Origin of the sequence: Geminocystis sp. (assembly GCF_041753295.1) — a bacterium.
Taxonomy (GTDB): domain Bacteria; phylum Cyanobacteriota; class Cyanobacteriia; order Cyanobacteriales; family Cyanobacteriaceae; genus Geminocystis.
Genome location: NZ_JBGSUU010000085.1, coordinates 17,057 through 39,846 on the forward strand (window position 1 = coordinate 17,057; position 22,790 = coordinate 39,846).

Here is a 22,790-nt window from a genome sequence, read left to right on the forward strand (position 1 = left end):
CTACAGAAATTATTATACAAATTAATCATGTCCGTTAGAGTTAGAATAGCACCATCTCCTACTGGTAACTTACATATAGGTACAGCGCGTACAGCAGTATTTAATTGGTTGTTTGCAAGGCATCATCAAGGTACATTTATTTTAAGAGTTGAAGATACAGATTTAGAGAGATCTAAACCAGAATATACTGATAATATTAAGTCTGGATTGAGTTGGTTAGGGTTGAATTGGGATGAAGGACCATTTTTTCAAACTCAGAGATTAAATTTTTACCGTCAAGCTATCCAAACTTTACTTGATAAGGGTTTAGCTTATCCTTGTTATTGTACTTCTGAGGAATTAGAAGCTATGCGAGAAACTCAAAAAGCTAATAATCTAGCGCCTCGTTATGATAATCGTCATCGTCATCTATCTTTAGAAGACATCGCTAAATTTGAAAGTGAAGGCAGAAAACCTGTTATTAGATTTAAAATTGATGACCATGAAAAAATTGTATGGCATGATTTAGTTAGAGGTAACGTTACATGGCAAGGTAGTGATTTAGGCGGTGATATGGTAATTGCACGCACCCCCGAAAATGACGGCGATCGCTTTGGACAACCGTTGTATAATTTAGCAGTAGTGGTGGATGATATTGAGATGAATATTAGTCATGTGATTCGAGGAGAAGATCATATTGCTAATACAGCTAAACAAATTTTATTATATCAAGCATTAGGGGTGAAAGTACCTGAATTTGCTCATACACCATTAATTTTAAACTCAGAAGGTAAAAAACTGTCTAAACGAGATGGTGTAACTTCTATTGATGATTTTCGCAAGATGGGATTTATTGCCCCAGCATTAGTTAATTATATGACATTATTAGGGTGGACTTCTCCTGATGGGGAAGAAATATTTACCCTGTCTGAAGCTGCGACGAAGTTTAGTTTAGAAAGAGTGAATAAAGCTGGAGCAAAATTCGATTGGGATAAGTTAGATTGGTTAAATAGTCAGTATTTACATAAATTATCTTCAGAAGAATTGTTATCCTTATTAATTCCTTATTGGCAAGAAGCAGGTTATCAATTTAATATTGATACAGATAAGGATTGGTTATTACAACTTACTGCCTTAATTGCGCCTAGTTTAACTCGTCTTACCGATGGAGTGAAAGAAGCGGCTTTATTTTTGAAGGGAGGTATTATTTCTTCCCCAGAAGCCACAGAATTTCTTACTCAAGAAGGCGTTAAAGAGGTTTTAGAAGCAGTAATAAAGGGGATAAAATCTGATTTGACTTTGTCAGAAGCCAATGATATTATCAAACAAATTACTAAGGATTTAAAAGTAAAAAAAGGTTTAGTAATGAGATCTTTAAGGGTAGGTTTAACAGGAGAATTACATGGTCCAGACTTAGTGGAAACATGGTTATTACTAAATCAAAAAGCTATGGATCAAACTCGTTTAAAATTAATCATTAATAACTAAGATTTGTTGAAAATTTCTTTGTAGAATCGGAGGATAAAATAAAATCTTCTCCCTTTCTATGGTTTTATATGGTTTGAATTAATACTTTCGTCTCAATTGATTATGAAGACAGGCAAGATACCACATATAATCATCAATTTTATAATTAATAGCCTGATTAATATATAAAAGAGAGTTTATGGAATCTTTTTGCGCTTCATAATATAAACCAATATAAAGATTAATATAAAATAAATCTCGAATATTTTGAGTTTTAAGGGAATATAAAAGTTTTTCTACAGATAATTTCCCCGCAAAAAGTTGATATATATCACGCATAAATAAAGGCAAATCATGGTTAATCGGAAATAATAATTCCATTGCTGTTAAGGAATTTTCTAATTGAGCGATACAAATATAGTACCAAAGAGTTTCTTCTACATCCTGAGAATTGACACTTAAATCTAACTCAAATTGTCTTGCACCTTTACTATATTTGCCTAAATAATAATAAGTTATACCTCTTTGCCAGAGATAGGGAGTTAGTTGGGGGTTTAATTCTTCTGCTTTATTAAAATCTTGCAATGATTCAAGCAATCGCCCTAGTTTAAAGTATATCATTCCTCTACAAATATACATTTTAGGATCAAAAGGAGATATTCTTAATCTTTTATCATATTTACTTAAATCGCTTTCTAGTATCAAGGTATCAATCATGAAGTTTACAATTTGCCATAAAAAAACTATGCTAAGTATTCTTATTAAAGAAAGGAACTTTTTAATCAAAAATACGTCATTAGATAAAAATTTATTAATGTTATATAAAGTAAATATTAGTCATTGATGAGAAACTTATTTATAATCCTAGAGAAATAAATAATAAAACGAAAAATGCTGGTATGATTTACAAAAATCAGTATATCATTAAAACAAATTTATATTACTACTTTATTTGGTGTGCAAGGAGAATAGACAAATGAAAGAAATAGATTTAAGCGGAAAGCCGTTTCATTTTATCGGCATTGGTGGTATTGGAATGTCTGCATTAGCCTATATTTTAGCCAAAAGAGACTTTCCCATTTCTGGATCTGACATCCGCACTACTCATATAACGGAACGTTTAGAATCCGTTGGCACACAAATTTTTACTACTCAAATCCCTGAAAATCTCCACAAAATAACTAACTCTAAGGTAGATTCCCTTGCTTACGATACCACAGAAAGTAATAACTGTCAAGCTCAGATCATCTGTTCTACGGCTATTCATGATAACAATACAGAGTATCAAGAGGCAGTCAATAAAGGTTATTCTATTTATCATCGCTCAGATTTATTAGCCGCTTTAATTAAAGATTATCAGAGTATTGCCGTTGCTGGAACTCACGGTAAAACTACCACGAGTAGTTTAATTGCTTATATGTTATTAGAATGCGGTTTAGATCCTACAGTGATTATAGGAGGAGAAGTTACCGCTTGGGAAGGTAATGCTCGTTTAGGTAAAAGTCCTTATTTAGTAGCAGAAGCTGATGAGTCTGACGGATCTTTAGTGAAACATCATCCTGAATTTGGTATTATTACGAATATAGAATTGGATCATCCTGATCATTATGAATCTTTAGAACAATTAATTAATATTTTTCAAGAATTTTCTGCTCAATCTAATACTGTTATTGCTTGTGTTGATTGCCCCGTTATCAAAGAAAATATCAAGGCTACTCTCACTTATAGTTTAAACCCTGATAGTAACGCTAATTATATAGCTAAAAATCTCATCCATACTCCTTACGGAAGTCAAGCACAAATTTGGGAAAATGGTCATTTATTAGGTGATATATCCTTATTATTATCAGGAGATCATAACATTAGTAATGCTTTAGCCGCCATCGCCCTAGGACGTAAATTAGGTTTAGAATTTAATATCATTGCTCAAGCCTTAAGTACATTTGAAGGTGCAAAAAGAAGATTTGAGTACAAAGGAACTTATCAAGGTTCGACATTAATTGATGATTATGCTCATCATCCTAGAGAAATTTTTTGTACATTACAAGCAGCTAAGGCAAGATTACCTCAATATCAAGCCAAAAGATTAGTGGCTATTTTTCAACCTCACCGTTATAGTCGCACAGCTACTTTTTTACAAGAATTCGCCCAATGTTTTACTCAAGCTGATGTAGTGATTTTGACGAATATTTATAGTGCTGGAGAAACTAACACTACTGGTATTGACGGAGAAAAACTTGCCCAAACAGTTAAAAAATATCATCCCAAAGTCTATTATCATGATAATTTATCTACCATGACAGCATTTTTGGCTGACTTTATCCAACCTCAAGACTTAACCTTGTTTTTAGGTGCAGGAAATCTCAATCAGATTATACCTCAATTGCTAAAACTCAATCATGAATCTTTAGCACAAGCGGCCTAAATTAAATAATAAGTAATAAGTAATAAGTAATAAGTAATAAGTAATTTTATCTCAACAGTCTTCTTCTTTTCGGTTAATTTGTGTGGAGTGAAAATGTTATGAAAAATATACAAACAGACTCTTTAAAAAGTCCTATCTCATTAAAAGGAAGTGAATGCCTTATCCATCATTCCGTAGCTTTATCTCAATATACTTCTTACCGAGTGGGAGGTATTGCTCAATGGTATGTTGAGCCACAAACATGGGACGATATTCAAGCTATTTTTGAGTGGATAGAAAAACAACAAATTCCCTTTACTTGTTTGGGTGCTGGTTCTAATTTACTTGTGAGTGATACTGGTATTTCAGGTTTAGTTTTAAACACTCGTCATTTCAAAGACTATAGCATTGATGAAGAAAGTAATACTATAACCGTTGGGGCAGGATATTCTTTACCTAAACTAGCATGGAAAGCCGCAAAAAAAGGGTGGCAAGGCTTGGATTGGGCTGTAGGTATCCCCGGCACCGTTGGGGGAGCTGTGGTGATGAATGCTGGGGCTCATAAGGGCTGTATAGGAGATATTTTAGTTAATGCCGTAGTTGCCTATGGAGATGGTAGTATTGAAATTTTATCTAGGGCTGATTTAGAATATGCTTATCGTTCTTCAAGATTACAAAATAAACAAGCCTTAGTGTTAAAAGCTAGTTTCTCCTTACAATCGGGTATGGCAAGGGAAGAAATGTTAAAAATTACTACTAATAACTTTAGAATTCGTAAAAATACTCAACCCTATGATAAGCCTAGCTGTGGTAGTGTTTTTCGTAATCCTTATCCCAAGGCGGCAGGGTGGTTAATCGAGCAAATTGGCTTAAAAGGCTGTCAAATTGGGGGGGCGCAAGTTTCTCATCGTCATGCTAATTTTATTATTAATTCTGATAATGCTACGGCTAGAGATATTTTTACTTTAATTAATCATGTGCAGGAAGAAGTTGAGAAAAAATGGTCAATCTTATTACATCCTGAAGTAAGATTATTAGGGCAATTTTAACTAATTAAGGTAGGTTTCAGATTTTAGGTTTTAAATAATGGGTTTATAGACTATTTAATATTTTTCCCTGTTTTCTTAATATTTTTCCGTGTTTTCTTTCTAATTCCCTCTTTCCTCGTTATCTATTCTTTATTCAAATTGAGACAATAGTTGAAATTATTAATTAAATTAGATTGAATTTCAGAGGAAAAATATTTTTGTGTTAAAGAGGCTTTAGTGAGGAAATTATTAATAGTTTCTATCCATTGTTTATCTCCTTTTGGCAAAAGTAAACCGTAGTAATCACAATTTAATGGTAGAGTTGGCACTATTTGATAATCTTGAGAATTATTTAGAGAAGATAACTGATTTTCTAAGGAAATTTGAGTATCCATAATGGCATCAATAGAATTATTTTTCAAGGCTTCAATTTCTTGTTTTTTCCCTTCTATTCCTTCAAAATATATGGGTTTAGTTTTAGGATATTTATTCTGTAAAAAGTTATCAGTATTAGTATTTTTTAAAACTCCTATTTTGAAATTTTCAAGGGATTGATTAGGATTAAATTTATTAGTCAAAGTTTTTGGGATTAAGAAGTAATTACCCGTGACGAAAAAAGGTAGTGAAAAACTAACTTGATTATTTTCTTCTCTGATAATATTACTACCACATTCTAAATGAACTTGATTCTCTTTTACTAAATTAAAACGATTATTAATATTAGAAGGAAAAACTTTTATATCAAGGGGAAAAGGTAAATCTAATTGAGTTTCTAAATAACTAGCTAATTCTTTGGTTAAAAATTGACAAAAACCTCCCCATTTTCCTTGATTATTAACATAACCAAAAGGATAATTATTTTGGGGATAAGCTACTTTTAAAATACCAGTGTTTTTAATTTCTTCTATTATTGAATTATAATCATCTTCTAAGGGAAAAGAAACTACTAAAGGTGGTACTATTTCTAAGGGTAAATTATCACCATAAATTTGTTTAATATTTTCTGGAGTAAGGTTAGTTATTTGATTTATTTGTAAGTTTTTTCCCTTGGAAAATTCAGCAAAACTAGCAGTAAGATAGGGTAAAAATTCTTGGTTATTATTTAAGTATTTTTCCATAAAAGCCACTGCTATTCCTTGAAAATAATTGCTAGTAACATCTCTATTATTTCCGATTAAAATCTCAGGTAAATAATCTGCTGTAAATTCTTTCGCTGGTTTTGTTGAACTAAAATGAGTGCCTGATTGATAAAATAAAAGATGTTTAAATGGGCTTTTTAACCAAATAAAAGGATGAATTTGCTCAATAACTACGGGGGTAATCACGTCATTACTACCTCCTGTTATCATAATAGGTATTTTAATCTGACTAAGGCTTTGTGATCCAAAAATTCCACTGGTGAGAGGATGAGTTGCGATTACGGCTTTAATTCTTGAGTCATGCAAATTATATTCAAGAGGTGGTAAATGACTCCCTTGACATTGCAATATTAATGAAGTATTTACAATCACCTGATCTTGACTACATTCGACTTTGAGTTGTGGTATATTTAAAGGTGCTCCCGCTAAAGATAAAACTGTTGTACCACCTAAAGAATCTCCGATTGCTCCTATTTTGTCTAAATCGACTCTATTTCGCCATTTTTCGTCTTGAGAGGCTAATAATGTTAATTTATCGATAATAAAACTTAAATCTTGAGGCCTTGCTATATATTCTATCGGACTTAAGGCACTGCTTAACGTACCTTTTAACAATTCTTCTCTATATTGTAAGTCACTACCAACGTGTTGAGGTATAGCAACTATAAAGCCATAAGAGGCTAAATGTTCGGCTAAGTTGGCGAAATTCTCTCTTAATGAACCAAATCCATGGGATATTAAGATAAGAGGCTTTTTTTCTTCAGTATTACTAGGAAAATAAAAATCTACCTCAAAATTATATTCTCCGACAAATCCTTGTTTTGTCTGTCTTAAATCTTCTCTTGTTAAAGTAATCGTTTCTTTTGTAACGTTATATTTTCCTTTTTTACTTAAATTATTGAGACTTTCTAAGTTTAAAATACCTTCTTTTTCTTTCTCTATATTTGATTGATTAATAATTGCTTTTGCTACGGCTTCTCTATAACTTTGATAAATAAAAATATCATCTTTTAATTGTACTAATAATTCTAAATTAACATAAATATAATCAGTGGGAAAAGAGCGTAAAACATCTAAAATTGTCCAAAAAGACTTTTGATTAGCGGTAGTTAAAATAGCACCTCTAATGGCATAAAAACCGTTTCTATCTTTATGGGTAGAAATAACTTTTCCTAGTTGTTTAAGTAAATCTTCCCCTAAAGAAGTGCGAGTAAGTTTTGATAAAGTAACGGTTTCAAAATTATAAGATTTATTCAGGTAAATTCTAATTTCTGCTAAAGTGTTTTTGTCTAATGATGAGGTATATTGTTTTAAATCTTGAGTCATTTCTCCTGTAGTCGCAAATTTTTCTAAGGAGTCAATAGAGAGAGGAAAAATAAGTGATGAATAGACAAAATTAATTTTTTCAGCAGCTTTAATGGGTAAAGGAAATAAAATATTTAACCCTAGACAAAAACTGGTTATTAAAAATTTTTTTAACATAATTAATAATTATATATAATATTCCTAAATTATTGGTGATATTTTATAGCGGATAAATCACTGCTAATTAAACATAATTAATTTAATTTATTAACTTACCTATACTAATTCTAAATCATCCGTGAGAAATGGATTATTAATCAAAAACTATTTTAAAATCTTTTAGGATAAACATGATAATCCTTAAATTTTATATCAACTTTTATTAAAAAATAAGAAAGAAATGATCTTTGTGGCTATTTAAGTGTTAGATTAGTGTTAACTTATTTCGAGAATTACATTAATTTTTAAAAGATGAAATTACAATCTAAAACTAGCAAATATTCTAGTATTTTTATCGGTTTAACTTTATTATTTTCACCTTTAGGAGTTATTTATCCTAATTTTCAAAATCCAGTATTAGCTCAAAATAATCAAATTAATTTATTAAGTCAAGGAAAAGGCACATTTACATTAGGTAATAGAAAAGCTCAAAATGTCAATTCTGCTTCAGTCACTTTAAAAGGAAATAGAGCAAATTTAGCTATTATCTTAAATAATAACCAAACTATTCGCTTTGATGGTACATTTACTCGTCAAACCTCCCAACAGGTAAGAATTAATCTAACTAATTCTGGTAATGCTGATGCAACAGGAGATGTTTTATTAGAGTATCGCAATAATAATATTACCTTATTAAATGGTAAAGGACGACTTGATGGACAAAATTTTAATCTTCTTTTCCGAGAAAATAACAGCAATTCTAATTCTGGTGGGAATAATAATAGCCTGAATATCCAGCAAACTGGTGAGGGTTTGTTAAATATACAATCTCGTCAAACTCAAAATATTACTTTTGTCACTATTACTGTAGATAATCGACAAAAAGCCAGAATATCTTTAGGTTTAAAAAATGGCAATGTGATGAATTTTGAGGGAAAACAAACTCAAAAAGATGCTTATAGCATCAGAATCCAAGTCAATAATTCTGGTATGGCTTCGGCAACAGGATTTTTTAATATTGAGTTGGGTAGTCGTAACTCTATTAATAATATTATCGGACAAGGGACTATTGATGGACAAACTTTCTTAGCTAATTTTCGATAATTTTCAATAATTTTTCTCTTAATTTAAGTTTTGCTAATGTGGATAAAATGTTAGCAATAACTTAATTTGTACTCATAATTAAAGGGAATAAAAAACGGCTTTTTTTTTATAAAGTTACAACAATTCTAGTTAGCAAAATGCACAATCATCTTAAATATTGAAGTCATTTGCAAACAATAATAAATTAAGTCAAGATGTCGTTGCCTTTCGATATTTATGTTTTAATGGTTTATCGTAATCACACGATGCTTAATTATTGACATTCAACATGACTCAAGCAGAATATTCAGAAGAAACAAAATCACCTCTTTTCTATTGGCGTAAAACCAGCATCCTTGGGAAAATTATTGGTTTATTGTCACATTGGCAATCAAGTAGTTATCTTTTAGGTTATCAAGATATTATTGCGACTATTTTAATTTGCTTAGTCATTATTGCTGCACCTTTTACCAATAATACTCTTATTGGTTTAATCTTATTCGCTAGTGGTATATTTTGGGCATTGTTAACCATTTCTGAAATCAAAACTAATCAAATCACTTCCATTCATTTATGGATTTTTGCTTATTGGTTAATTTCTGTAGTAGCAACGGCTTTTTCTCCTCTCAAATCTGAAGCCTTTTCCGGATTAATCAAATTTACCCTTTATCTCCTCTTTTTTGCTTTAGCTACGAGGGTTTTTCGTCATCCTAAATTACTTTCATGGATAACAACATTTTATCTTTTAACCTCCTTAATCATTAGTAGTTATGGTATTAGGCAACAATTTCTCGGTGTAAAGCCTCTTGCAACATGGAATGATCCAACTTCTCCTTTAGCTGATACGACAAGGGTTTATAGCTATTTAGGCAACCCTAATTTATTAGGTAGTTATTTAATTCCCGCTGTGGCTTTTTCCGTAGCTGCTTTAATACTTTGGCAAACTTTACCTCAAAAAATCTTCGCTGGTTTCCTCTTAGCTATTAATACCGCTTGTGTTTATTTTACTGGAAGTCGTGGCTCATGGATTGCTTTATTTGTCACTGGAATTATTTTTTTATTAGGGTTAAAATTTTGGTGGAATGAATATTTAACTCCTTTTTGGCGTAAATGGTTAATACCCATCGCCATTGGTGGTTTTTTCGCTTTACTCGGAGTTGGCGCTATTTTTAGTGAAACTTTGAGGTTGAGAATTTTAAGTATTTTTTCTGGTAGAGGAGACAGTAGTAATAATTTTCGTATCAATGTGTGGACAGCTGCATTTAAAATGTTTCAAGATTCACCTTTAATCGGAATAGGACCGGGTAATGAGGTTTTTAATAAAATTTACCCTAACTATATGCAAACCAAATTCACCGCTTTAAGTGCTTATTCCATTTTTCTTGAAATCACTCTCGAAACTGGAATTATAGGTATTCTTAGCTTTCTAGGAGTTATTTGTGCAACTTTTTATCGAGGAATAGGAATTATTAAATATATGAAACCGAAAAATAATTCCCAAGCTATGGTTATAATTGCTTCTTTAGCTGCTATAGCTGGTTTAGCAACTCAAGGTTTAGTTGATACGGTTTGGTATCGCCCTCAAATTAATACGTTATGGTGGTTATGTGTCGCTATTATTGCCTCTTTTCCTGTCTTCAATTCCTCTACCAAGAATCATGTTAACTGATTTATCTACTTATTATTTCCCTATTGCCATTGTTACTATTTATATTACTATCTTATTAATAATCGCAGAATTTTCTCGTCGTTACACAAAAGTTGATAGTGAGTTTACTCGTAAAATTGTTCACATCGGCACTGGTAACGTTATTCTATTGGCATGGTGGTTTCATATTCCCACTTTTATTATTATCTTTGCGTCTATCATAGCTTCTTTTGTTGCCATCACATCTTATTTTTTGCCCATATTACCTAGCGTTAACGGAGTAGGAAGAAAAAGTTTAGGTACATTATTTTATGCTATGAGTATAGGTATTTTAACAGGATTCTTTTGGGAAAATGGACAACAACAATATACCGTGATGGGAATTTTAATCATGAGTTATGGCGATGGTATGGCAGCATTAATCGGGAAAAAATGGGGGAAAAATTCTTATCAAGTATGGGGAAATAAAAAAAGTTGGGAAGGTTCATTAACCATGACTTTTGTTAGTATATTGATAACCGTAATAGTGTTAACTTATACCGATAATTGGCAACTAGAAAATATGATAATTGCTTTAATAGTTGGTATTTTTGTTACTATCTTAGAAACTATTTCTTATATCGGCATTGATAATTTGACTGTACCAGTTTTTGGTGGAATTTTAATTTATTATTTACAACAATTTTTCTCTCTCTAATTATGTTTAATATCGCTATCAAACAAGAAGATTATTTAACCTATATATTAAAAGATTTAGAAACAAATTCTCGGTTAGAAATTGTACCAGAAAAAGGAGGAATTATTACAGATTGGACAATTCAAGGACAAAAAATATTATACTTAGATCAAGAAAGATTTAAAAACCCTCAATTAAGTGTTAGAGGCGGAATTCCCATACTATTTCCTATTTGTGGTAACTTGCCTGATAATATTTTCCACTATCAAGAAAAAGAGTATATTTTAAAACAACATGGTTTTGCTAGAGATTTACCTTGGCAAGTTATTCGTCAATCTACAGATGATAGCGCCAACCTCGTTTTATCTTTAACAAGTAACCCTGAAACTCTGAAGGTTTATCCCTTTGAATTTGAGCTTAAATTTACCTATAAATTAGCAGGAAATAAGCTAATTATAGAGCAACTATACACTAATAAATCAAAGGAAAAAATGCCCTTTTCTGTCGGTTTTCATCCTTACTTTTTTTGTGGCGATAAAAGTCAATTAATATTAGAAATTCCAGCTACAGAATACTATAATAAAAATGCCAATAAAACTTATCCATTTAACGGAAAACTAGATTATTCTTTACCAGAAATAGATATTGCTTTTACCAAAATTGATAGTAATAAAGCATCTTTTATTGATGGTAAACGTAACTTAAAAATAGATATTACTTACAGTGATTTATTCTCAACTCTCGTATTTTGGACATTGAAAGATAAAGATTTCGTTTGTATTGAGCCTTGGAGTGCGCCTCGTAATGCCCTTAACACAGGAGAACAATTAAACTACTTAGATAAAGAAGAAAATTATCAAGCAAGTATTGTTATTGAAGTAATTAAAGACTAATTAATAAGTTATAAAACTTAGGTATTCAGTATTGGTTTCAGGTATCAGGTTTAATGAAAATGATTGAAGTAAAAAGTTATGGAGATTTAACGGTTTGACAAAAATCAATGGATTTGGTAGTGAGATGTTAAGTAAGTAGGTAAAATTAATTCTATTTTTGCATAACATCAATTAATAACAAGAAACTGAAACAAATCTTTTTCTATCAAAATGAAATAGTTTTGGTTAAAAACGATGTTGAAATTCTATTACCCCTCTACTATCTTGTTGTAAATCCGTTGAACCTCTTAAAATAGTTTGATCATTTATCCTATATCTAATACTATACTGTGGATCTTGTTCATTGGTCAATATTTTAGTAATAGAAATAGACAAATTATCTGTTATATCTAAACCTAATTCTCCCCCTAAAGCAAAACTCGATGTACGTTTTTCAGGGTTAAGTATTTGAGTAGGAAATAACCTTAATTGATCAAATCCGAATGCTTTTTGTAACTGTCCTTGTACACTTCCAATAACTGCTGCACTAGCTAAATTTGCTAACCCTATATTACTATCTCCTTCGGCAAAATTATTAAAAAATCCTCCCCCTAAAAGAGATATAATTTCACCTTGACTTCTTTGGGGGCTACTACTTAATTCTATGTTATTTGTTAAGTTATTACTCCAACCTTTTACATTAGCTTTTATTCTAATTGTTTGTGCAGTATTTAAGGATGAATTAGATATATCTTGAATTTCATTAGGGGTGGAATTATCTACTAATTGATAACGACTTGTTTCCGTAACACGCCCTTCTAATTGTAAGTCTAAGTAAGGAATAAAGCCGTTTTCGGGAATAAATTTAGCAATATTATCATAATTATTTGCAAGTTTTAACTGGCTGGTAAAAAGATTAAGATTCCCTGAGTTTAAACTTATAATTCCTTCTGGTTTTAAGTTGTTTAAGTTTCCATTAATTTTAATATTTCCTTCTGCTTTTAAGTTTAATAATGGTGGTTGACTAATAATAATATTTTCTCCTAAAATTAATTGTAAATTATTAATACTAGGCATCACTAAAATACTTTTTTGATTCTCATTATTATTCTCTTTATTAGTTACCTCTTCTTTAACTTTTATTTCTCCATTATATAATTTAATCTTACCACCAATTTCAGGGGCGATCGCACTATTAGAAATAGAGATAATTCCATTAGCATTTCCTTGATATAAATTATTAATATCCAAAGCTAAATTATCAACACTAATATTTAAAGCATCCTGAGAAAAATTATTTTCGATTAAAGGTAAATTACCAGCAATGATAATATTGCCACCACTAAAATTACCTGTTAAATTAGGAATAGTTAATTGAGAAAAATTAAATAAAACTTCTCCATTAATATTAGTAATAGATTCACCCGCTAAAATTTTACCGTCAATAATGCCGTTTTCTAAGGTAGCAATTCCTTGAGTTTCAATCTCAGTAATTTCATTTCTAGCTTGATAATATTTACCCTGAATGTCTAAATTAATATTACCTTTACCGTCAAGCCAATTAAGTTGATTAGCAGAAAAAATACTCAGTAAACCAAAACCATCTTGAGTTAAATTTAAGGTTAATTTAAAATCATTATTATCAGGTTTTAAAGAATTAGGAAATAATTGAAAAGGTAAACTACCAATAATAGTTAAAGGTTGAGTATTTTCTGTCAAATTACTATTAGCTAAAAAATCAATACGAGAGTTTCTAAAGCCAAAACTAGCAGTGGTTTGATCAATTTTAGTACCGTTAATGCTAGAATTAGTAATGTCGATATTACCTCTAGCTAAAGGTTTTTCTTCACTACCACTAATAGCAATACTTGCATTAATTACTCCTTCAATATCTAAAGAATCAGGTAAATTAGCTATTTGTTTAAGTTGAGAAACAGAAAAATCGGATAGCTTAACTTCTCCAGAAATTCTTTCAGGCTTAAAAGTGCCCGTTAAAGATAAAATACTATTATCACTCTGAATTTTTACGGGTAATAAAGTTAATAAACCGTTATTATAATTACCAGTAGCTTGTAAAGAATCTCCAGTATATTTTCCCCATAACCAATTATTTCCTCGCAAATCAAACTCGGCTTTTACTCCTTCATTTCCAGAAGCATTCACATCAACACTGCCTCTAAATTTTCCCTGTAAATTTTCCAAAGGGGGTAAGTTAGCATTAATTCTACTTATTTCGATTTCTTTTAATTGCCTCTCTATTTTGCGGAAAAAAGTCAAAGTATTTAATAAAGAATTTTCATCCCCTTGAATAGAAGCTAATGGTTTTGTTTCTTTATTCATTAGAGAAGCAGAAGGAGGAGAAGGTAAAGTTTTTTCCTCACTATTCGGTAAAGGAAGAAGAGGAGAAGGTAAAGTTTTTTCCTCACTATTAGTTAAAGGAAGAAGAGGAGAAGATAAAGTTTTTTCCTCACTATTCGATAAAGGAAGAGGAGGAGAAGATAAATTTTTGTCTAAATATAAATCTTTAGCTTTACCATACTCACGAGGTTGAATTCCTGTAGCAATATCTTTTAACTCGAAAATTTGCCAACTACTCAGAAAATTTTGAATATCTCCTTCTTTTATATCCAACTTAGCTTTAAGCTGCGGATTCTCTCCAAAGGGTTGCAATTCTCCATTGAAAAGATACTCATTTTTTTGATGATTTAATTTTCCTTCCTCAATTTTAATCACCCCTTCAGAGGAAGAAAGTTGAGTAATAAAAATATCTCCTTGTAAATTATTTACTGTTGGTTTTTCAATGATGATATTCGGCGAAGTGAAATCATAGTTAGTTAAATTTATATTTACTTCCCCTGAAAGATTACCTCCTATTTGCTTTATCTCAAAGGGAAGATAACTTAACCAATTTTTTGTTACTTTCTCTAAAGGAATATTGATGGCATTAATATTAAAGTTGTCATTATCTTTTATTCCCTTGATTTTAGTCGTCTTTCTTTGTAAATCTATAAATTGAGGTTGATTGTTACTATCTAGTTGTAAATAAAATTTATCTGCTTCTGTTTCATTTTGAGAATTTAATTGTAAATTTAATCCTTCCCCAACAGAATTAGTTAAACTCCCTGTCAAAGTTGTAAATGTCAAATTAGCCAGTTGAAAATTATTAACGATGACATTTCCTGCTAATTTTGGTTGAGATGCATTTCCTTGCAGATTTCCTTGAAAGTCAACTAAACCTTGATAATTCAATAAGTCAAGAGAAGAGGGTAAGGATAGTTTTTCTAAATTTATAGCCTTGGCGATAATACCTAAGTTAATATCTTTAACGGTTTGTTTAGCAGTATCATAATTAATAATTCCTTTAGCTTGAATACCATCACTAATGGCTTGATTTACCTTTAACTTTTTCCCATCCCAAGATACATTCGCCGACAATGGTTGTTTAATAACACTAATCCCTTTACTAAAAACTAAATCACCATCAAGGTTAAGATTTTCTGCTGTTAAATTATTAATATTTCCTCTCAAAGTTATCTCACTACTAACATCCCCACGAAAATTATTCCCCATATTATCTAAAGGAAAATTCATCGTCTTCGTTTGTGCAATAAAATCATCTTTTACTAAACTAAAATTATTAATATTTATAATTCCTTTCGGTAAATTCAGTTTTCCTTTTCCTTGAATATTAATCTCCTCACTTTGACTAACATTACCCTTTATATCTAAATTTGCATTAACTTTTCCTCCTTTCATCTGAGATGGTAAAGAGTTTAAATTAATTAATGGTAGTTGTGAAAAAAGAAGATTCTCTGCTGTCATCAATGTTTGCCAGTTACCTTCCTTTATTCGAGTTTTTTCTAAACTAACTCTTCCTCCAGCTAAGTTAAAATCAAAATTTCCTTTTAAGTCTATATTTTTAACATCAATTTTATTATTACTACCCGATACCAAAAACTCTCCATTTAATAACGAATTATCGCAACCAATTTTTTGACAATCAATATTCGGTAATTGTGTTAACTTTACTCCAGACAAAGTAACTTTTCCTCCCCATGTATCATGGTTAATCTCCAAATTACTAATATTCGCTTTTCCTCCTCCTAACTCCACTGTAGAAAAACCTGTTAACTTAGCTTGATTAAATTCTTGCCAGTTTCCTGATAAGTTATAGTTACCAGAAATTAAACCAACATTAATCGGTAACTCTTGTTGATAAATAGAAGCTAACTTTTCGCCTTCAATATTTTTTCCTTGCCAATCAATACTAAAACCATCATCTTTTTTCCCTAATAAATTAATGTTGCCTTTTGCAGTAACTTCTCCTCCTATAATCGGCAGTAAATTAAGATTTTTAATATTTAATTGATGATTATAAATCTCTAAATTAGCCGTAACTTTATCCAAAGGAATTTGATTAACTTCCGTAACTCCTGCATTAACAATATCTACTTCTATTTTTGGTTTATGAATATCTCCAATAATATTGATTTTTCCTTCAACTTTACCTTTGGTAACTAAATTACTATTATTTAATTTTAAGGAAGAAAGTACATTTTTTATCTCTAGGGGTTTGGTGGTGTTAGCTTGAATATTTAACTGATGATTTTTATGGATAAATCCGTTAACATCTGTATTAATTAAACCTAAATTAGTATTAATCTTTTCTAATTTAATTTCTTGATTATGAAACCTAACTTTTCCTTGACTACCTTTTAACTCATCAACAAAATTAGGTAATTTAACATTAACCTGATTAAAACTAATATCTCCTTGAATATCATCTAATTTATTTTCCAAAAATCTTAAATTAACGTTTCCTTTAACACTTCCAGCATTAATATCCACAGGAAGAATCAAGAAATTATTAAGAGTATTTGTCGCTAAATTTTCACTATTAATTTTTAATAACCATTCTCCCGAAGAAAATTTATGTAAACCATTAACTTGAATATTATTACCATTAACTAATTTTCCTCTAACATCAAAAAATAATTGATTCTTCTCAAAAAAAATATTACCCAAGGGAATTTCAACTTTATTAATCGATGATGTTGATAAATTTGGTAATAAATAATTATTTCTCTTGATGCTTAAATTACTATCTTTAACCTCAATATTATTAACACTAAAATACCATCCTGAAGAATTTTGGTTATCTTTATTTAACTTTAAACTAATCCAATTATTATTTTTATCCTGTTGCAAATAACCATTAGCATTAATAATCGTAATGCTTAAATCGACTTTTTTCTCTAATAACTTTAACGGATTTAAACTAATTTCTACCCCTTCGGCTATCAAAAAATCATTCTCGTTGTCGGTGGTTTCAATACTACTTTTTCCTAGCCTAATTCCCGTTAAACTAATTGCTTCTATCTTACCTAATTTAACAGGGCGAGAAAGATAATTACTAACTGGTTTTTCCACCATAGGGATTAATTTTTGGGTGAGAAAATACCAACCATAACTCAACCCCCCCCCTAAAGATACCAATGCTAAATAAATAAACCAACGCCAAAAATTATGACATTTTACTAATTCCTGATATTCTTGGTTTCCTTCTGGATTTTCTGAAATAGGGTAATCTGAAGCATTTATCATAACAAACACCGAAATCTTAGAAGCATTAACTCTTAGCTTACCTCATTCTCTTTTCCTCTGACTTCTCCTGCTGTCTTTTTTTCTTTTTCCCCATTTTCCTAATCCGTCCACGTTATTAAGATTTATTTGCAATAAAGTTTTATTTTAGTTATACTTTATTGAATATAAAAGTCAATTAATTTTAATTTTGGTGTGAAGAATTAATGTTACTCTCTCAAAATAAATTGTCATGGATAACTCCTTTAACGGCGTTAACCTCATGTTTGTTGGCATCCCCTATTAATGCCTTGGAAATAGACACAGATACAGCTTCTTTCGATATTGACAGTAACTCCTTCGGGCAAGTCACTTCCGTCTCTCAATTAAGGGACGTATTCCCTACGGATTGGGCGTTTGAAGCCTTAAGAACCCTTGTGGAACGTTATGGGTGTATAGTGGGTTATCCTGATAAAACATTCAGGGGAAATCGAGCTTTAAGTCGTTATGAATTCGCTGCAGGTTTAAATGCTTGTATGCAACAAATAGAACGCTTAATTGCTTCTAGTGAGTCAATTTTAAAAGAAGATATTGAGAAATTTAAGCGATTAATGACAGAATTTGAAACAGAATTAGCCACATTAGGTGCAAGGGTTGATAACTTAGAAGGTAGAGTTGCTTTCTTAGAAGATAATCAATTTTCTACCACCACAAAACTTAGCGGTGAAGTGATAATGAGTTTAGCTAGTGCCTTTAACTCTGATACTTCTAGTTATGATGGCTTGACAAAAAGAGCAAATCCTGTGGATGAAAATCAAGCTGTATTTAGTTACCGTAGTCGTTTTAATTTTGATACCAGTTTTACGGGTAAAGATAGATTAAGGGTGCGGATTCAGGCAGGAAATATTCGGGCTTTTGATGGCAATACAGACATGACACGGTTAAGCTATGATACCAATACAAACAGTGATGTGGTGTTAGATGATTTATTTTATCGCTTCCCTGTGGGTAAAAAAGTGACTGCTTTTATCGGTACAAATGCTATGAATATTGATAAAGTATTTGATGTGGATAACCCTTATTTAGAAAGTGATGCTACTGGTACACTAACTCGTTTTTTGCGTCGAAATCCCCTCGTATTTCGTGGCCCTGAAGGTACAGGAGGTGGTATAAAAGTTAAATTAAGTGATCAATGGAATTTTAATACTCTTTATGTAGCTCGAAATGCCTCTAATCCTGAAGAGGGCAGGGGGTTTTTCAATGGTGCATTTAGTACTGGTGCTCAAATCGGTTTTTCTCCTTCTCAACCTTTAAAACTATCTTTAGCATACCTTTATACTTATGAACCTCAAGGACAAGTAAATTTAACTGATAGTACAGGAAGTCCTATAGGTAGAGATCCTTTTGCAGGTAGTGCGGTTAATGCCCATCGTGTTGGTTTACAAGGTAGTTGGTTTATTGCCAAAAAAGTTAATATTTCTGGTTGGGGAGGTTATGCTTCAGCAAATAATCTTCAACCTCAAACAACAGGTAGAGGCGCTCGTGATAATAGCCAATTATGGACATGGGCAGGTAGTATTTCTTTTGTTGATTTAGGTAAAGAAGGAGCAGTATTATCCCTTGATGGTGGTATGCCTCCTAAAGATTCTGATGATCGAAACACCTCTTATTTATTAGAATTACAATATAAATATCCGGTAAGTGAGAATATTACTATCACTCCGGGAGCTTATGTTGTATTAAATCCTAACCATGACAGTCGCAATGATGCCATCTGGGTGGGGGTTATTAGAACTACTTTTAAATTTTAACTGGTTTTAGGAATTAGGAATAAAGAATTATTTTTAACTATCAACTATTAATTATCAATTATCAACATCTCCTCCTTTACTGCCATCAGTGCCGAGGTAAACTAAACCTTGCTCTACTTTTAAGGTAATAAAACTAGCATCTCGAATCAAACGGGTGGCTTCTTTTACCCCCACAATAACGGGAATACCAAGACGCATCCCTATTTGAGCGGCATGGGATCTTATTCCTGTTTCTTCGGTAACAATAGCCCCTGCAATGCGCATAGCGTCAACATATTGATTATCTGTAGCTTTGGTTACTAATATATCTCCTGTGTTAAAATTATTTAGTTGACTGACATCTTGAATTACTTTTGTCCTACCTGTTATTTCCCCCTGTCCAATGCCAATTCCTTCGCTCAGTAAACCTTTGACGATTTCTACTTTAATTAAATCCGTTGAACCAGCTACACCTTGTAATGTACCTGCTGTCATAACTACTAAGTTGCCATCGTGAAGTAAATTTTTTTCTCTAGCTACGTTAATAGCGGCTTGAAATACTTGTCTTAGTCCGGGCAAATCTAATAATAGTAATGGTTTAACACCCCAAACTAACTGTAATTGACGAGAAACACTCACATGGGGAGTAATAGCAAAAATAGGGGTTTGAGGGCGAAATTTGGAGACATTACGAGCAGTTGCACCAGTTTTGGTTAATGTCATAATGGCGGATGCGTGAAGTTTTTTCGCTATTTGACTGACGGCGGCAGCGATGGCTGTAGAGATATTCTCGTTATCAAAATTATCGTTATAGGGTGCAACAATATTGTCTCTTTCTTGTTCAATTCTAGCGGCAATTTTCGCCATGGTAGCCACTGCTAAAACGGGATATTTGCCTACAGCAGTTTCATTGGAAAGCATCACTGCATCTGTACCGTCTAAAATGGCGTTAGCAACGTCTGAAACCTCTGCACGGGTAGGGCTTGGACTATTTGCCATACTATCTAACATCTGGGTAGCGGTGATGATGGGAATACCGAGACGGTTGGCAGTACGAATTAAGCGTTTTTGTAAAATTGGCACGTCTTCTGCTGGTAATTCTACCCCTAAATCTCCTCTTGCTACCATCACTCCATCACACAAAGATAGAATTTCTTCCATTTGCTCAATGGCTTCATGTTTTTCGATTTTGGCGATGACAGGAGTAGATTTTCCCGCACCACTGATTAAGTCTTTTATTTCTAATACATCTTGAGGATTACGAACGAAACTTAATGCTACCCAATCCACTTTTTGATCTAATCCGAACATTAAATCTATTTTATCCTTATCTGTTAATGCTTTTACGGATAAATAAACATTGGGAAAGTTTACTCCTTTATTACTCGAAAGTACTCCTCCTACCACCACTTGACAATGCAAATCTTTTTTTTCTAAATCAATGGCTTTAACTACCATTTCCACTCTACCGTCATCAATTAAGATTCGTGCATTAACTGGTACTTCCTCCGCTAAGTTTTCATAGCTAATACAACCAATTTCTTGATTACATTCTACTTCCCTACTGGTTAATATATAGCGATCGCCTTCTTTTATTTCAATAGAGCCACAGTTAAACTTCCCTAACCGAATTTTAGGACCTTGTAAATCTTGTAAAATACCAATAGGTATATTAAGTTCATTTTCTACTTGACGAATCAGACGAATACTGCGTTGATGTACTTCATGAGTACCATGAGAGAAGTTAAGACGAAAAGTGTTAGCGCCTGCGAGAATCATTTGACGTAAAGTTTCGGGATTAGCACAATCAGGGCCAACAGTGGCTACAATTTTAGTACGGTGGGAAAATTTGTCAGACATCACCAAATATTACTCATAAAACGTAATCAAATATTATACCTTAACATGGATGAGATAAAAGTTGGGAGTTAGAAATAAAGAAAAATTTGGCTCTACTACTTCTGTTCGTGATAAATTATGTCTAAAAAAAGGTGTCAGGTGTCAGGTATCAGGTATCAGGTGTCAGGTTTTAAATAATGAGTTTATAGACACTATTCAACATTCTTCCTAACTCCCCCTTTTCCTTTCTAACTTCTATCTCATTACTCATTATTCATTATTCATTACTCATTACTCATTACTCATTACTCCTAATTCCTATCTCCTAACTTAAATTCGGGCGTTTGGTATGCCAATCAGTGGCTTGTTGATAAGCGTAACCGACTTTAAATAAGACATCTTCTCGTAAAACATTACTAATTAATTGCATTCCGATGGGTAAATTTTGACTATCAAAACCGCAAGGAATACTCATGCCGGGTAAACCAGCTAAATTGACGGGAATTGTCATTAAATCAGATAAATACATACTAAGGGGATCATCAGTTTTTTCTCCAGCTTTAAAAGCAGTGGTTGGTGCTGTGGGAGAAATTAAGACATCAACATCAGCAAAAGCGTTATCAAAATCTTCTTTAATCAAAGTACGAACTTTTTGCGCTTTGAGATAATAAGCATCATAGTAACCTGCGGATAACGCATAAGTGCCTAACATAATACGCCGTTTGACTTCCGCTCCAAATCCTTGAGATCTGGTACTGGTGTACATTTCTAAAAGGTTGTCAGCTTCGTGTCTAATGCCATATTTAACAGCATCATAACGAGCTAGATTAGCGGAGGCTTCCGAAGGTGCAATAATATAATAAATAGGTAAACCATAGCGAAAACGGGGGCAAGAAATCTCTTTTACTTGAGCGCCTAATTTCTCTAATTCTTTGATAGCTTGATTAACACTTTGGGCAACAACATTATCTAATCCTTCTCCAAAAGTTTCTTTAATAATTCCTACTTTTAAGCCTTTTAAATCTGTAGTGAAAAATTTTGTATAGTCTGGTATTTCTACTTTTAAACTGGTAGAATCTTTACTGTCATATCCTGCGATGGCCTGTAATAAAATAGCGGTATCTTCTACAGTATAAGCAAAAGGGCCAATTTGATCTAAAGAAGAAGCATAGGCAACTAAACCGAAACGAGAAACTAAACCATAAGTAGGTTTTAAGCCAACAACCCCACATAAAGAAGCAGGTTGACGAATTGAACCTCCAGTGTCTGAACCTAAAGACACCACGCATTCATTTGCAGCAACGGCGGCGGCTGAACCACCCGAAGAACCTCCCGGTACTCTAGTTATATCCCAAGGATTAGCAGTGACTTGATAACCTGAGTTTTCCGTCGAACTTCCCATGGCAAATTCATCTAAGTTAGTTTTACCTAAAATTACTGCGCCTTTATCTCTTAATTTTTGAGTGACAGTAGATTCATAACTAGGAATAAAATTCTCTAAAATTCTTGAAGCGCAAGTGGTAGGAATGCCTTTAGTGGACATATTATCTTTAATAGCGATGGGGATTCCTTCGAGGATATTAATTTCTTCCCCTTTAGCCACTTTTTCATCTACTTTTTGCGCCGTTTCTAGGGCTAAATCTTTCGTCACCCATAAAAAACTTTTAATTTGTGGTTCTAATTTTTCAATAGTGTTTAAATATTCTGTGGTAATTTCCACTGCAGAACGTTTTTTACTTTTAATGGCTTGATGTAACTCACTTATAGAAGTCATGAATTAATTACTTGATACTTTAAATTATTAATATCTATTATTCAATG

At 32.0% G+C, this 22,790-nt stretch carries 13 protein-coding genes; 8 read left to right on the top strand and 5 right to left on the bottom strand.

The window, feature by feature from the left end; genetic code table 11:
* The first annotated feature begins 27 nt into the window (after nucleotides 1-27).
* Nucleotides 28-1,467: a glutamate--tRNA ligase gene (gene gltX, locus ACEW8E_RS09580; RefSeq protein ID WP_373480117.1), complete on the top strand. Its 1,440-nt coding sequence runs from the start codon at nucleotides 28-30 to the stop codon at nucleotides 1,465-1,467.
* 78 nt (nucleotides 1,468-1,545) lie between these two features.
* Here gltX and ACEW8E_RS09585 read toward each other — a convergent pair whose 3' ends face one another.
* Complete coding sequence (locus ACEW8E_RS09585) at nucleotides 1,546-2,163, bottom strand: tetratricopeptide repeat protein (RefSeq protein ID WP_373480118.1); 618 nt, start codon at nucleotides 2,161-2,163, stop codon at nucleotides 1,546-1,548.
* A gap of 259 nt (nucleotides 2,164-2,422) precedes the next feature.
* Here ACEW8E_RS09585 and murC point away from each other — a divergent pair, with 259 nt between their 5' ends.
* Complete coding sequence (murC, locus tag ACEW8E_RS09590; RefSeq protein ID WP_373480119.1) at nucleotides 2,423-3,871, top strand: UDP-N-acetylmuramate--L-alanine ligase; 1,449 nt, start codon at nucleotides 2,423-2,425, stop codon at nucleotides 3,869-3,871.
* 98 nt (nucleotides 3,872-3,969) lie between these two features.
* Nucleotides 3,970-4,899: a UDP-N-acetylmuramate dehydrogenase gene (murB, locus tag ACEW8E_RS09595; RefSeq protein ID WP_373480120.1), complete on the top strand. Its 930-nt coding sequence runs from the start codon at nucleotides 3,970-3,972 to the stop codon at nucleotides 4,897-4,899.
* A 122-nt stretch (nucleotides 4,900-5,021) separates the two neighbouring features.
* Here murB and ACEW8E_RS09600 read toward each other — a convergent pair whose 3' ends face one another.
* Nucleotides 5,022-7,499, bottom strand: coding sequence for an alpha/beta hydrolase (locus tag ACEW8E_RS09600; protein WP_373480121.1), 2,478 nt, complete (start codon nucleotides 7,497-7,499; stop codon nucleotides 5,022-5,024).
* A 294-nt stretch (nucleotides 7,500-7,793) separates the two neighbouring features.
* Between ACEW8E_RS09600 and ACEW8E_RS09605 the strand changes: the two genes are divergently transcribed.
* The 4 genes from ACEW8E_RS09605 to ACEW8E_RS09620 all read left to right on the top strand — a co-directional run bounded on the left by ACEW8E_RS09605 (nucleotide 7,794) and on the right by ACEW8E_RS09620 (nucleotide 11,781).
* Nucleotides 7,794-8,585, top strand: a complete 792-nt coding sequence (locus ACEW8E_RS09605; protein ID WP_373480122.1) for a hypothetical protein — start codon at nucleotides 7,794-7,796, stop codon at nucleotides 8,583-8,585.
* 268 nt (nucleotides 8,586-8,853) lie between these two features.
* Nucleotides 8,854-10,233, top strand: a complete 1,380-nt coding sequence (locus ACEW8E_RS09610; RefSeq protein ID WP_373480123.1) for an IctB family putative bicarbonate transporter — start codon at nucleotides 8,854-8,856, stop codon at nucleotides 10,231-10,233.
* Entirely contained in the window at nucleotides 10,223-10,909 is a 687-nt protein-coding gene (locus ACEW8E_RS09615; protein ID WP_373480124.1) for a diacylglycerol/polyprenol kinase family protein, read from the top strand. Before ACEW8E_RS09610 ends, ACEW8E_RS09615 begins: the two co-directional genes overlap by 11 nt.
* Nucleotides 10,909-11,781, top strand: a complete 873-nt coding sequence (locus ACEW8E_RS09620; RefSeq protein ID WP_373480200.1) for an aldose epimerase — start codon at nucleotides 10,909-10,911, stop codon at nucleotides 11,779-11,781. Before ACEW8E_RS09615 ends, ACEW8E_RS09620 begins: the two co-directional genes overlap by 1 nt.
* Before the next feature lie 225 nt (nucleotides 11,782-12,006).
* Here the strand turns inward: ACEW8E_RS09620 and ACEW8E_RS09625 are convergent, their stop codons facing one another.
* A complete protein-coding gene (locus ACEW8E_RS09625; RefSeq protein ID WP_373480125.1) occupies nucleotides 12,007-17,364 on the bottom strand; it encodes a translocation/assembly module TamB domain-containing protein in 5,358 nt (1,785 codons plus the stop codon).
* A gap of 203 nt (nucleotides 17,365-17,567) precedes the next feature.
* Between ACEW8E_RS09625 and ACEW8E_RS09630 the strand changes: the two genes are divergently transcribed.
* On the top strand, nucleotides 17,568-19,151 hold the full coding sequence (locus tag ACEW8E_RS09630) for an iron uptake porin (protein ID WP_373480126.1): 1,584 nt from the start codon (nucleotides 17,568-17,570) through the stop codon (nucleotides 19,149-19,151).
* A 54-nt stretch (nucleotides 19,152-19,205) separates the two neighbouring features.
* Here ACEW8E_RS09630 and pyk read toward each other — a convergent pair whose 3' ends face one another.
* The gene (pyk, locus tag ACEW8E_RS09635) at nucleotides 19,206-20,993 is read right to left on the bottom strand and encodes a pyruvate kinase (RefSeq protein ID WP_373480127.1); all 1,788 of its coding nucleotides are present in this window, start codon (nucleotides 20,991-20,993) and stop codon (nucleotides 19,206-19,208) included.
* A 301-nt stretch (nucleotides 20,994-21,294) separates the two neighbouring features.
* Nucleotides 21,295-22,743 (bottom strand): Asp-tRNA(Asn)/Glu-tRNA(Gln) amidotransferase subunit GatA, encoded by a 1,449-nt coding sequence (gene gatA, locus ACEW8E_RS09640; RefSeq protein WP_373480128.1) that lies wholly within the window; start codon nucleotides 22,741-22,743, stop codon nucleotides 21,295-21,297.
* Nucleotides 22,744-22,790 lie beyond the last annotated feature (47 nt).

What these genes read in the sequence shown, in the direction of transcription:
- ACEW8E_RS09610 (WP_373480123.1), top strand. Translation starts at nt 8,854, where the DNA reads ATGACTCAAGCAGAATATTCAGAAGAAACAAAATCACCTCTTTTCTAT.
- ACEW8E_RS09630 (WP_373480126.1), top strand. Translation starts at nt 17,568, where the DNA reads ATGTTACTCTCTCAAAATAAATTGTCATGGATAACTCCTTTAACGGCG.
- ACEW8E_RS09625 (WP_373480125.1), bottom strand. Translation starts at nt 17,364, where the DNA reads ATGATAAATGCTTCAGATTACCCTATTTCAGAAAATCCAGAAGGAAAC.
- ACEW8E_RS09615 (WP_373480124.1), top strand. Translation starts at nt 10,223, where the DNA reads ATGTTAACTGATTTATCTACTTATTATTTCCCTATTGCCATTGTTACT.
- gltX (WP_373480117.1), top strand. Translation starts at nt 28, where the DNA reads ATGTCCGTTAGAGTTAGAATAGCACCATCTCCTACTGGTAACTTACAT.
- murB (WP_373480120.1), top strand. Translation starts at nt 3,970, where the DNA reads ATGAAAAATATACAAACAGACTCTTTAAAAAGTCCTATCTCATTAAAA.
- murC (WP_373480119.1), top strand. Translation starts at nt 2,423, where the DNA reads ATGAAAGAAATAGATTTAAGCGGAAAGCCGTTTCATTTTATCGGCATT.
- ACEW8E_RS09600 (WP_373480121.1), bottom strand. Translation starts at nt 7,499, where the DNA reads ATGTTAAAAAAATTTTTAATAACCAGTTTTTGTCTAGGGTTAAATATT.
- gatA (WP_373480128.1), bottom strand. Translation starts at nt 22,743, where the DNA reads ATGACTTCTATAAGTGAGTTACATCAAGCCATTAAAAGTAAAAAACGT.
- ACEW8E_RS09585 (WP_373480118.1), bottom strand. Translation starts at nt 2,163, where the DNA reads ATGATTGATACCTTGATACTAGAAAGCGATTTAAGTAAATATGATAAA.
- ACEW8E_RS09605 (WP_373480122.1), top strand. Translation starts at nt 7,794, where the DNA reads ATGAAATTACAATCTAAAACTAGCAAATATTCTAGTATTTTTATCGGT.